The sequence below is a fragment of the Burkholderia sp. genome (genome assembly GCF_018375725.1).
GTDB lineage: Bacteria > Pseudomonadota > Gammaproteobacteria > Burkholderiales > Burkholderiaceae > Burkholderia.
Map to the genome: position 1 here is coordinate 1 of NZ_JAHACR010000108.1, position 12,035 is coordinate 12,035.

At 67.4% G+C, this 12,035-nt stretch carries 12 protein-coding genes; 6 read left to right on the forward strand and 6 right to left on the reverse strand.

Annotated features, from left to right (window positions below; translation table 11 throughout):
* Both aceB and KH616_RS13480 read right to left on the reverse strand, forming a co-directional pair.
* Positions 1-1,465 (reverse strand): malate synthase A (gene aceB, locus KH616_RS13475; RefSeq protein WP_292245218.1); only part of this gene is annotated, 1,465 nt, incomplete at its 3' end.
* Positions 1,466-1,545: 80 nt separating this feature from the next.
* Positions 1,546-2,304: a haloacid dehalogenase type II gene (locus KH616_RS13480; RefSeq protein WP_292245220.1), complete on the reverse strand. Its 759-nt coding sequence runs from the start codon at positions 2,302-2,304 to the stop codon at positions 1,546-1,548.
* Positions 2,305-2,461: 157 nt separating this feature from the next.
* Here KH616_RS13480 and KH616_RS13485 point away from each other — a divergent pair, with 157 nt between their 5' ends.
* Both KH616_RS13485 and KH616_RS13490 read left to right on the forward strand, forming a co-directional pair.
* Complete coding sequence (locus KH616_RS13485) at positions 2,462-3,364, forward strand: LysR family transcriptional regulator (protein ID WP_292245222.1); 903 nt, start codon at positions 2,462-2,464, stop codon at positions 3,362-3,364.
* 222 nt (positions 3,365-3,586) lie between these two features.
* Positions 3,587-4,021 (forward strand): universal stress protein, encoded by a 435-nt coding sequence (locus KH616_RS13490; protein ID WP_292245225.1) that lies wholly within the window; start codon positions 3,587-3,589, stop codon positions 4,019-4,021.
* 227 nt (positions 4,022-4,248) lie between these two features.
* Here KH616_RS13490 and aceA read toward each other — a convergent pair whose 3' ends face one another.
* The 3 genes from aceA to KH616_RS13505 form a co-directional block, all read right to left on the reverse strand.
* Positions 4,249-5,556 (reverse strand): isocitrate lyase, encoded by a 1,308-nt coding sequence (gene aceA / locus KH616_RS13495; protein ID WP_292245227.1) that lies wholly within the window; start codon positions 5,554-5,556, stop codon positions 4,249-4,251.
* A 382-nt stretch (positions 5,557-5,938) separates the two neighbouring features.
* Positions 5,939-7,468, reverse strand: coding sequence for a DEAD/DEAH box helicase (locus tag KH616_RS13500; RefSeq protein WP_292245228.1), 1,530 nt, complete (start codon positions 7,466-7,468; stop codon positions 5,939-5,941).
* A 346-nt stretch (positions 7,469-7,814) separates the two neighbouring features.
* On the reverse strand, positions 7,815-8,084 hold the full coding sequence (locus KH616_RS13505) for an acyl-CoA-binding protein (protein WP_292245231.1): 270 nt from the start codon (positions 8,082-8,084) through the stop codon (positions 7,815-7,817).
* Positions 8,085-8,223: 139 nt separating this feature from the next.
* Here KH616_RS13505 and tsaB point away from each other — a divergent pair, with 139 nt between their 5' ends.
* Genes tsaB through KH616_RS13525 form a run of 4 tightly spaced genes read left to right on the forward strand, consistent with a single transcriptional unit; the run spans position 8,224 to position 11,543 of the window.
* Positions 8,224-8,988: a tRNA (adenosine(37)-N6)-threonylcarbamoyltransferase complex dimerization subunit type 1 TsaB gene (gene tsaB, locus KH616_RS13510; protein WP_292245233.1), complete on the forward strand. Its 765-nt coding sequence runs from the start codon at positions 8,224-8,226 to the stop codon at positions 8,986-8,988.
* Entirely contained in the window at positions 8,985-9,482 is a 498-nt protein-coding gene (gene rimI / locus KH616_RS13515) for a ribosomal protein S18-alanine N-acetyltransferase (RefSeq protein WP_292245235.1), read from the forward strand. Before tsaB ends, rimI begins: the two co-directional genes overlap by 4 nt.
* Positions 9,469-10,593, forward strand: a complete 1,125-nt coding sequence (locus KH616_RS13520) for a uracil-DNA glycosylase family protein (RefSeq protein WP_292245237.1) — start codon at positions 9,469-9,471, stop codon at positions 10,591-10,593. The genes rimI and KH616_RS13520 overlap by 14 nt, the downstream gene beginning before the upstream one ends.
* Positions 10,590-11,543 carry a DUF1853 family protein gene (locus tag KH616_RS13525; protein WP_292245239.1) on the forward strand — a complete coding sequence of 318 codons (954 nt, stop codon included), beginning with the start codon at positions 10,590-10,592 and terminating at the stop codon, positions 11,541-11,543. Before KH616_RS13520 ends, KH616_RS13525 begins: the two co-directional genes overlap by 4 nt.
* A 27-nt stretch (positions 11,544-11,570) precedes the next feature.
* On the opposite strand, the gene KH616_RS13530 is transcribed toward KH616_RS13525, so the two are convergent.
* On the reverse strand, positions 11,571-12,035 hold a 465-nt coding region (locus KH616_RS13530), incomplete at its 5' end, for a PfkB family carbohydrate kinase (protein ID WP_292245241.1).

Here is a 12,035-nt window from a genome sequence, read left to right on the forward strand (position 1 = left end):
CGAGCTCGTCCTTCGTGTATTCGCGCACGAGTTCGGCCGTGACCTTGCGGCCGTCATCGAGCACGCCCTTCGGCGAACGGATCCACTGCCACACCTGGGAGCGGGAGATTTCGGCGGTCGCCGCATCTTCCATCAGGTTATGGATCGGCACGCAGCCGTTGCCGTCGAGCCATGCGCCGAGATAGTGAATCCCGACGTTGATGTTGTTGCGCAGGCCGGCTTCGGTGATCGGCGCTTCCGGCTGGAAATCGAGCAGGTTCCGGCCTTCGACCTGCACGTCGTCGCGCCGCTTGCCGATCTGGTTGGGCTTGTCGCCGAGCACCCGGACGAACTCCTCCATCGCGACCGGCACGAGGCCGGGATGCGCGACCCAGCCGCCGTCGTAGCCGTCGGTCGCGTCGCGGTTCTTGTCCGAGCGCACGCCGGCCATCGCCTTGTCGTTTGCCGCCGGGTCGTTCTTGATCGGGATCAGCGCGCTCATGCCGCCGATCGCCGGCGCATTCCGCTTGTGGCAGGTCTTCAGGAGCAGCAGCGCGTAAGCGCGCATGAACGGCACCGTCATCGTGATCCTCGAGCGGTCCGCGAGGCAGAAGTCGCGGTCGTTCTTGAACTTCTTGATCGCCGAGAAGATGTAGTCCCAGCGTCCCGCGTTCAGGCCCGAGCTGTGCTCGCGCAGTTCGTAAAGGATCTCATCCATCTCGAACGCCGCGAGGATCGTCTCGATCAGCACGGTGGCGCGGATCGTGCCGCGCGGGATGCCGACCGCTTCCTGTGCGGCGACGAAGATGTCGTTCCACAGGCGCGCCTCGAGATGGCTTTCCATCTTCGGCAGATAGAAGTACGGGCCCGAGCCGCGCGCGATCAGTTCCTTGGCGTTGTGGATCAGGTAGAGCGCGAAATCGAAGATCCCGCCGGACACGCGCTGACCGTCGACCGTCACGTGCTTCTCGTCGAGATGCCAGCCGCGCGGCCGCACGATCAGGGTCGCGACCTTGTCGTTGAGCTGGTACGACTTGCCGTTCTGCTCGAGCGAGATCGTGCGGCGCACGGCGTCCTTCAGGTTGATCTGGCCGTCGATCTGGTTCGTCCAGCTCGGCGCATTCGAATCCTCGAAGTCCGTCATGTACGAATCGGCGCCCGAGTTCAGCGCGTTGATGATCATCTTGCGCTCGACCGGGCCCGTGATCTCGACACGACGGCATTGCAGGTCGGCCGGCAGCGGCGCGACTTGCCAGTCGCCTTCGCGGATCGTCCGGGTTTCCGTGAGGAAATCGGGGCGCTCGCCGGCGTCGAGGCGTGCCGTGCGCTCGGCGCGGGCTTGCAGAAGCGCCTGGCGGCGCGGCTCGAACGCGCGGTGCAGCGCGGCGACGAGTTCGAGCGCGTCAGGCGTCAGGATCGCTTCATAGCCCGGCTTGATCTCGCCGGTAATCGCCATGCCTTGCGGCAGCTTGAACGTGCTGGTCATGAGTGTCATCTCCTTGGTCGGTCAGTTGCGGTTTCGGTTTCGGTTTCGGTAAATGGGACGGGCCGGCCGCGATGCGCGGGTTACGCGCCCGGGCCGGGGCGCGTGCGGCCGGCCGCTTTGCCGGCCGGGGCCGGCGCGGCAAGAAAGGCGAGGAGGTCGGCCATGCCGGCCCCCGAGCCGTCGGGCGTCACGCCGAGTTCTTCGGCGATCGCGCCGGTGCGGTTGAGCCAGAACGTCGTGTAGCCGAACCAGCCGGCGCCCGCCACGTCCCAGGCGTTCGACGACACGAATACGATGTCGCGCGGCGCCGAACCGAATGCGGCCGTGCCGAGCGCATAGATGGCGGGGCTGGGCTTGTAGGCACGCACGGCGTCTGCCGACAGCACGCGATCGAACAGCCCGTTCATGCCGGCGCTTTTGATCGCGATGTCGAGCATCTGCGAATCGCCGTTCGACAGGATCGCCAGCGGCAGATGCGGCTCACGCGCACGCAGCGTGCGCAGCACGGGCACTGTGTCGGGATGGCTCGACAGGCATGCGTATTCGTCCATCAGCCGCTTCTCGGCGGCGCTGCCGAGCGTGAGGCCGAGCATGCGCGCGGCAAACCGGAGCGCGTCGCGCGTGATGTCGCGGAACGGCCGGTAGCGGGCGCCGGCCGGATCGGCGAGCGTGCGCAGCTGCGCATACTCGATCTGCTTGCGTCGCCACAGTTGCGACAGCGATTCTCCGTGGCCGGGAAACATCTGTTCCGCCGCGGCAACGACCGCATGCACGTCGAACAGCGTGCCGTATGCATCGAAGAGGATCGCGGCGGGAAAGCGTGTCGTTGTGGCCGGCATAGCCTTGCACTCCAGGTTCAGAGGTCGAGGACGATTCTATTAATGATCGTCCGCATTGAAAAAGAGGCGATTCATCACTTGATCTTTTACTTTTACCTACCTAATCTGGCGCGACTCGAGTCAATCCGACGGACTGCCGATGCCGTCCGCCCGACCCATGGACCGGTTCAAACAGATCGAAACATTTGCCGCGGTCGCGGCGAAAGGCAGCCTGTCGGCGGCCGCGCATGCGGAAGGCGTCGCGCCGGCGATCATCGGCCGGCGTCTCGACGCACTCGAGGCGCGGCTTGGCGTGAAGCTGCTCGTGCGCACGACGCGCAAGCTCACGCTGACGTTCGAGGGCTCGGCGTTCCTTGAGGATTGCCAGCGCATCATCAACGATATGCAGAATGCCGAGGCGAGCGTGTCCGCGGGCGGGGTCAAGGCGAGCGGCCACCTGCGGATCACCGCGCCGGCGGGTTTCGGGCGGCGGCACGTCGCGCCGCTCGTGCCGGAATTCACCGGCGCGCATCCGGATGTGTCGGTCACGCTCGATCTGTCCGACCGCATGGTCGATCTCGTCAACGAAGGCTTCGATTGCGCGGTGCGGCTCGGCGAATTGCCCGATTCGTCGCTCGTGTCGCTGAAGCTCGGCGAGAACCGCCGCGTGTGCGTTGCGTCGCCCGACTATCTCGCGCGGCGCGGCACGCCGGTCACGCTCGCGGAACTGGCCCGGCACAACTGCCTGGCGCTCGCCGCGAACGCGAACCAGCAACGCGGCTGGGCGTTCCAGGAGGACGGCAAGGTTGTGTCGATTCGCGTGAGCGGCACGATGGAATGCTCGGACGGCGCTGTGCTGCACGAATGGTGTCTGGCCGGTTACGGTCTCGCTTGGCGCTCGTGGTGGGAAGTCGGCGAGGACGTGGCGGCCGGCCGGCTCGTCAGCGTGCTCGACGCGTTCGCCGCGCCGCCGATCGGCATTCACGCGGTGTTTCCGCAGCGCCGTCACTTGCCGTTGCGCGTGCGGCTCTTTCTCGACTATCTGAAGCACACGTACGAGCGTCCCGGATATTGGGGCTAGGTTCCGCCTGCGTGCGGAGCGGGGATGCGGACGCGCCATGGCGGCTGCTCCCCGAGCGGCCTGGCCGTGGCGCATCCCGCCCGCGTGTTTCCGATATGAGGACGAACCCGCTGCCGCGGCCGGCGGCGCGCTTTCGCACACTACAATCGAGACAGACGCATCAGGCGCGCAACCGCGTGTGACGGCGCGACGCGCAGGGTGCGATCGCTGATGGAGGGCGCGATGTTCAAGCACATCCTCGTTCCGACCGACGGTTCCGATTTGTCGAAAAAAGCGATCGAAGGTGCGATCGACCTGGCTCGTACAGTCGGCGCGCGCGTGACCGCCTATGCGTGCCTGCCGCAGTATCCCTATTCGCCGTTCTCCGAAGTGATCATCGAGCCGCCCGCCGATTTTCGTGCGCGCAGCGAACGCGAGGCGCGCGCGCATCTCGACGAAGTGGAGTCGGCGGCCCGCGAGGCGGGCGTCGCGTGCGACAGCTGGACGAGCGTGCATCCGTCGCCGTACCTCGGCATCATCGAGGCGGCCGAGCGCGGCGGCTGCGACGTGATCTTCATGGCGTCGCACGGGCGGCGCGGGCTCGGCAGCCTGCTGATCGGCAGCGAGACACAGCGCGTGCTGACGCATACGAAGATTCCGGTGATCGTTTATCGGTAGATGAGCGGCGTTTTCGCCGATGGCGGCGCGGGTCGCGCTGGGCGACGCGGAAACGGATCGGCGCCGGTCTGGGCCGGCGCGCTTTATCGTGTGCGGCCCGCAGGCCGCGATGCCCATGCGCATCGCACAACCGCGCGCGGGCCGTTTCCTCCCTGATTTCCTTGCCGCGGGGCGCCGACATCGCGCGGTCGCGTGACCGGCGGATGTCGGCGGGACGCGGGAAGTTCTTAAGCGACTTTCTTGCCGTCGAAGAACTGCTCGTCTTCGGTCGAGCCGTGCAGGGCGGTCGTCGATGCTTCGCGCTCGACCGTCTGCGTCACCGCGTCGAAGTAGCCGGTGCCGACTTCGCGCTGGTGCTTGACCGCAGTGAAGCCCTTGTCGGCCGCCGCGAATTCGGCTTGCTGCAGTTCGACGAACGCGCTCATCTGCGTGCGGGCGTAGCCGTGCGCGAGGTTGAACATCGAGTAGTTCAGCGCGTGGAAGCCGGCCAGCGTGATGAACTGGAACTTGTAGCCCATCGCGCCGAGTTCCTTCTGGAACTTCGCGATCGTCGCGTCGTCGAGGTTCTTCTTCCAGTTGAACGACGGCGAGCAGTTATACGACAGCATCTTGCCCGGGAATTGCTTGTGGATCGCTTCCGCGAACTTCTTCGCATATTCGAGATCCGGCTTGCCCGTTTCGCACCAGACGAGGTCGGCGTACGGTGCGTACGCGAGACCGCGCGAGATGGCCTGTTCGAGGCCCGGCTTCGTGCGGAAGAAGCCTTCCACCGTGCGCTCGCCCGTCAGGAACGGCTTGTCGTTCTCGTCGATGTCGGACGTGATCAGGTCGGCGGCTTCCGCGTCGGTGCGCGCGACCAGCACGGTCGGCGTGCCCATCACGTCGGCCGCGAGACGCGCCGCCGACAGCTTGGCCACCGCTTCGCGCGTCGGCACGAGCACCTTGCCGCCCATGTGGCCGCACTTCTTCACCGAGGCGAGCTGGTCTTCGAAGTGGACGCCCGATGCGCCGGCTTCGATCATCGCCTTCATCAGTTCGAATGCGTTCAGCACGCCGCCGAAACCGGCCTCCGCGTCAGCAACGATCGGTGCGAAGAAATCGACGTAGCCTTCGTCGCCGGGATTCTTGCCTTCCGACCACTGGATCTGGTCGGCGCGCGTCAGCGTATTGTTGATGCGCTTGACGACGAGCGGCACCGAGTTCGCCGGGTACAGCGACTGATCCGGATACATTTCGCCGGCGACGTTTGCATCGCCTGCGACTTGCCAGCCCGACAGATAGATCGCCTTGAGGCCCGCCTTCACTTGCTGCATTGCCTGGTTGCCGGTCAGCGCGCCGAGGGCGTTGACGAACGGCTCGTTGCTCATGAGGCTCCAGAGCTTTTCCGCACCGCGCTTCGCGAGCGTGTGCTCGATCTGGATCGAGCCGCGCAGGCGAACCACGTCTTCAGCCGTGTAGCTGCGCTTGATACCCTTCCAGCGCGGATCCGTTTCCCATTGCTTTTGCAGTTCCAGTGCCTGTTGCTGACGCGACATGATGTGCTCCTTGAAGTGGTATTGCCTGAATTGGGTGAATCGGGTGGTGATCCTGTTCGCTAAGCGGGAAGGGCTGCGATCCGTTTCGCGAAGTCTTGTATAAGAGTCTAGGCAAATCAGCGGTCGTGAGGCAGGGACTTTTTCTGGAAGCGCTCTAGTTTTTAGTCGTGGTAAATCAATATCTTATATTTATCGTTTCGGGATGAGAAATGCAGTTTCCCATCCTGCAATGCGAGGACTTGTGCCACGCAGCATGATTTTTTACGACGCAAAAATATTTTTTGCATCGTGAAATTTGGGGCGGGCGAAAAAAAACCGGCGCAAGCGCCGGTCGGGTGTGGCTGACGGGTGGCAGGCGGCCGGAACGGACGCCTGCTCACCATCACGATGCGGAATTGCCGCGTCGCGGGCCGCTGCGCTGGCCGTCGTTACGGCGACCGCCGTAGCCGCCTTCGCGGTTGCCGGCCGGCTTGCCGCTCCAGCCGCCGCCGCTGCCGTGACGGGCGCCGCCGTTGCCGCTGCCCGGCTTGCCGCCGAAGCGTCGGCCGCCGTTGCCGCCGCCCGGACGGCCGCGGCCCTGGCCGCGATCGTTGCGCGGAGGCGCCTTGCGCGGCTCGAAGCCCTCGATCACGTTGACCGGCAGCGGCGCACGCACGAAGCGCTCGATGCGCTTCAGCGCGCCTTGCTCGGCGTGATGCACGAGGCTCACCGCGATGCCCGAGCGGCCCGCGCGGCCGGTACGGCCGATGCGGTGCACGTAGTCTTCCGCGAACTTCGGCAGATCGTAGTTGAACACGTGCGTGATGCCCGGAATGTCGATGCCGCGCGCCGCGACGTCGGTCGCGACGAGCACCCGCACGCGGCGCTCGCGCAGCGCACGGATCGTGCGGTTGCGCGCGCCCTGCGGCAGGTCGCCGTGCAGCGCGGCCGACTCGAAGCCTGCATCGGCCAGGCGGCCGGCGAGCTGGTCGGCGTCGATCTTGGTCGCCGTGAAGATGATCGCCTGGTCGAGCGCGTTGTCGCGCAGCAGGTGATCGAGCAGGCGATCCTTGTGGTCGCGATCGTCGACGTAGTGCACCGTCTGCGCGATGTTCGCGCGCGACTCGATGCGCTGCGTGATTTCGATGCGTTCCGGGTCTTTCAGCAGACGGCTGGTCAGCGAGCCGATCTTGCCGTCGAGCGTTGCCGAGAACAGCATCGTCTGGCGCGACTCGGGCGTCGCGTCGACGATTGTCTCGATGTCGTCGATGAAACCCATGTCGAGCATGCGGTCGGCTTCGTCGAGCACGAGCATCTTCAGCTCGGACAGGTCGATGCGGCCGCGCTCGAGGTGGTCGAGCAGGCGGCCCGGCGTCGCGACGAGGATTTCAGGGTTCTTCGCGAGCAGCATCAGCTGCTGGCCGTAAGCGACGCCGCCGAGGATGCTGACGGTGCGCAGGCGCTTCAGGTGCTTGCCGTACGTCGATGCGGCGGTCGTCACCTGCATCGCGAGTTCGCGGGTCGGCGTCAGCACCAGCAGGCCCGGACGGGCGACCGGCTGCGGACGGCGGCCGCGGCGGTCGCCATTGTTCGGCTCGCGCGGGGTGCGCGGCTGCTGTGCCTGCGCCTTTTGCATCTGCGCGAAGCGTTCGATGGCCGGCAGCATGAAAGCGGCCGTCTTGCCCGAACCGGTCGGGCTGGATACCAGCAGGTCACGGCCTGCAATGCCGGCCGGAATCGCGCGCTGCTGCACCGGCGTCGGCTTGGCGTAGCCGGCGGCCTGCAGGGCGGAGACGATCTCCGGCGAGAGCCCGAGCGACGCGAAGGTCGGCTCGTCGGCGGCCGGCGCGGCAGCGGCCGGCGCAGCGTCGTCGAGGCCGAGCGCCTTGTCGGCGGTCGCGTTGAGAGGGCTGGAGGAAATGCTCGAAGTCATAACAATCCTTGAATCACAGTGGGTGAAACGTCGGCGCCAATCGCGCATACCCAAGTCGTCGGATTCAGGAGCAAATCGGAAAACGGGTGCAATCCGCCAGACATGCGGCGGAAGAGGCTAGAAGCTGTTTTGGGTGCGGCGCGCAGTGACAGCGTTGCCGCCAGCCTGATAATTGACGGCCGCGAAGGCCGAAGCAGGAAGGGGACAGGTTCTAAACCGGATTGGAGCTTAACGCTACGAGGCGTCGGGCCGGTCCGGTCAATGAGCCGGGCGCGGAAGTGACGCAGACAGCATTATAGGGATATATGCTGCACTGCGCCAGCGTCCTGGGGTGCGACGTCCTGTCTCAGGACGCGGTGCCGTTCTTCAGCGAGTCGACGAGGTCGATGTATTGCTGCTTCGCAGCATCCTGCGGCGTGCCCTTCAGCGCGTCCCATGCGTCGTACTTGTACTTGCCGACGATGTCGGTGAAGCCCGGCTTGTCGCCGTGCGCATCGCCGTCGGTCGCCTGCTTGAAAAGCGCGTACAGGCGCAGCAAGGTCAGGTTGCCCGGACGCTCGGGCAGTTGCTTGGCGTCGATCTGGGCCTGGTCGAAGCGGGCGGTGAGGTCGCTCATCGGGTGTCTCCATAAAAGGGGGGCGAGTCGGGCGATCTTAGCAAGCGGACCGGCGCGGCGGGTCGAGCGATCCTTCCAAACCGCCGTGCGCGCCGCATGCGCGCGTCGATCGCCCGTAGGAGCGGGGCGCCGCATTACAATGTCGGCCATGACGCAAACAGTGCTCCTCGCCATCGATACGTCGACCGAATACTGCTCGGTCGCGCTGCTGCGCTCGGCTGCGGCCGACGCCTCCTCCTCCCCGCAATGCTGGGTTCGCCACGAGCTCACGGGTGCCGTGTCGAGCACGCGCGTGCTGCCGGCGATCCAGGAACTCTTCGCCGAGTCCGGGCTGACGCTCGCCGACTGCGACGCGATCGCGTTTGGCGCCGGCCCGGGCTCGTTTACCGGCCTGCGCACCGCGACCGGCATCGCACAGGGGCTCGCCTTCGGGCGCGGCGTGCCGGTTGTGCCGATCGGCACGCTGCTCGCCTGCGCCGAACATGCGCGGCTGCGTGCGCCGGGCACGTCGCGTGTACTGGCCGCGCTCGACGCGCGAATGGACGAAGTGTACTGGGCCGATTTCGCGTGGGACGACGGCGCCGGCGACTGGCGCACGCTGCATCCGGCGGCGCTCGATGCGCCCGGCGCGGTTGGCGTGCCCGATGCGCCGTTCACGCTCGCGGGCAATGCGGCGGCCGCGTTCGGCGCGCAGTTGCCCGCGGCCGAACACGCGGCGGCGATCGACGGCGACGCCTTGCCGCATGCGCTGGCGGTCGCCCACGCCGCGTTGCGCGCGTATCGGGCCGGGCGCGTGGTGCCGGCCGACCAGGCCGCGCCCGAATACGTGCGCGACAAGGTTGCGCAGACGACTGCCGAGCGCATGGCGGCGCGCCATGCCCGGCCGGACGGAGCGCAGGGATGACAGGCGTGCTGTTGAGCGACCGGTATCTGTCGCCGATGACGGATGCGGATCTCGACGAAGTCGTCGAGATCGAGCACGCCGCGTACGAATTTCCATGGAGCCGCGGCAATTTCGAGGATTCGCTGCGCAATGGCTACTTCGGCGTGTGCCTGCGGCACGTGACGGGCGCGCTCGTCGGCTACTGCGTGCTCATGCCGGTGATCGACGAGATGCATCTGCTGAACCTGTGCGTCGCACCGGCCGCGCAGTGCACGGGCGCGGGCCTCGCACTGCTGCGCGAGGCGGTGCGCATCTCGCGTGCCGAGCGGCTCGACGGCGTGCTGCTCGAAGTGCGTCCGTCCAATCCGCGTGCGATCCATCTGTATGAGCGCTTCGGCTTCGCGACAATCGGACGGCGCAAGAACTACTATCCGGCGCGGCATCGCAGCCGGGAGGACGCGATCGTGATGCGTCTGACGCTGGACAAGGAGGGCGGCGCGCATGGCATGGGCTGAAACGGCGCTGGAGGAAATGGGGCTCGCGCAGATCTGGGTGCGGCGGGGGCTGCGGCCGGACGGGGCGCCGGCGCCGGCCAGCCACGATGTCAATCAGGTCGCCGTGCCCGGCGCGCCGAACGATGCGCCGGAAGCGGAAGCGGAAGCGGCGACGCGCGAGGCGGACACCGACGCAGGAAGGCGCGCGCTTGCGCCGGAGTCAGCCATGCCATCGGCTGCCGTGCTGCCGACGGACGTGCTCCCGCTTGCGACCGGCGCATCTGCGTCGGCCGATCGTTCACCGCGCACGGAACCTGCATCGAGTGCGGCGGGCGAGCCGTTGCTGGCGCCTGCCGTGGAAGCGCAGCCGGTTGCCGCGCATCAGGTGCGCGAGCCTGGCGCGATCGAGCATTTCATCGTCGACGCCCCGGGTGAACGCGCGGACGATTTTCCGCCGCCTGTCGACGCGTCGGCGTTTGCGGAGGACGATTTCGCATGGTTCGACGCAGCGCCGCCCGCCGACCCCGCGCCGCTCGCCGATTCGCGACCTGCCGAAACGCCGGTCGCGGAGCTCGACTGGGACGCGCTCGCCGCGCGGGTCGCAGGCTGCACGCGCTGCCGCCTTTGCGAGAAACGGACCAACACGGTATTCGGCGTCGGCGACCGCGAGGCGGAGTGGATGCTGGTCGGCGAGGCGCCGGGCGAAAACGAGGACAAGCAGGGCGAGCCGTTCGTCGGCCAGGCGGGCAAACTGCTCGACAACATGCTGCAATCGCTGTCGCTCAAGCGCGGCGAGAACGTCTATATCGCCAATGTGATCAAGTGCCGGCCGCCCGGCAACCGGAATCCGGAGCCGGACGAGGTCGCGCGCTGCGAGCCGTATCTGCAGCGGCAGGTTGCACTCGTGAAGCCCCGGCTGATCGTCGCGCTCGGGCGGTTTGCCGCGCAGACGCTGCTGAAAAGCGATGCGAGCATCGCGTCGCTGCGTGGCCGCGTGCATACCTACGAGGGCGTACCGGTGATCGTCACCTATCACCCGGCGTACCTGCTGCGCAGCTTGCAGGACAAGTCGAAGGCGTGGGCCGATCTGTGCCTCGCGCGTGATACCTACCGCGGCGCGGACGGGACATGACGGCGGGCGCGGCGTTTCCGTTCATCGAGACGCTGCGCGACGCCGCGGTGCGCGACCTTGCATGGTTGCTCGCGAGTCCGGGAATCCTGACCGCGGCGCCGGGCGCGCCGCTCGCGCATCCGTGGTCCGGCGCGCCTGAACGGGCCGCTACCGAGGCGTGGCTCGCCGCGCTCGACGCTGCGCCGGAACCGCTGCGCCGTTCGCTCGAAGGGCTGCGGCCGGTGCGGCTCGGCCGTTATGCCGAATGCCTGCTCGAATGCTTTCTCGCGCATGGGCCGGTGCTGCGGCTGGTCGCGGCCAATCTCGCGCTGCGCAGCAACGGCCACACGCTCGGCGAGGTGGATTTCCTGATCGATGCGCCGGGCGGCCGGCGGCTGCACTGGGAGCTGGCGGTGAAGTGCTATCTGTGCGCATCGACGCACGATGTGGCATCGCTCGCGGATTTTGTCGGGCCGAATCTTGTCGACCGGTTCGATCGCAAGCGGGAACGGCTGATCGACCACCAGTTGCGCCTGAGCGGGCGTGAGGCGTTTGCGCAGCTCGGATACGGCGCACCGTCCGACGCGCAGATGTTCGTCAAGGGCTGGCTGTTCTATCCGCATGGCGAGCCGCGGCCGCGTGTGGCGGCGGAAATTGCCCCCGATCATCCGCACGGTTTCTGGCTGACCCACGCGCAATGGGCGGCGTGGGCCGCAGCGCAGACGCGCGGCGCGGCGTGGAGTGTGTTGCCGCGTCTCGCGTGGCTTGCGCCGCGGCGAATCGAAGCGGGGAATGGCGATCCCGAGCCGCTCGCGGCCGCGCGCGAATTGCCGGCGCCATTGACCCGGCAGGCGCCTACGCTGATCGGCGTCTATGAACCGGCCGACGACGGCGTCTGGCACGAAACGGCCCGGGGTTTTGTCGTGCCGGACGACTGGCCGGCGCGTGCAAGGGCGTTCGCGGCGACCTGACGGCGGACCGGGCGCGTCAGCAGCGTATTACCACCAGCGGTGAAAGTGGTGCACCGGGCCGACGCCCTGGCCGACATCGAGCCGGCCGCTTGCCGTGATCGCGCCCGTCAGGTAAGCCTTGGCTTCGCGCACGGCACATTCCAGATCGGACTGCCGCGGCAACAGCGCGGCGATCGCGGCCGACAGCGTACAGCCAGTGCCGTGCGTATTGCTGACGGGGACGCGCGGGCCGTCGAGCCGCACGGTGCGGTTTGCGTCGACGAGCCAGTCGGGGCTCGCGGCAGCATCCGGCAGATGGCCGCCCTTCATCAGCACCGCGCGTGCGCCGGTCTTGAGCAGCGCCTGGCCCTGGCGAACCATTTCGTCCTCGGTCGTCGCGGGTTCGACGCCGAGGAGCGCGGCCGCTTCCGGCAGGTTCGGCGTGACGAGGGTGGCAAGCGGCAGCAGCTCGCTGCGCAGCGCGTCGACCGCATCCGGAGCGAGAAGTGCATG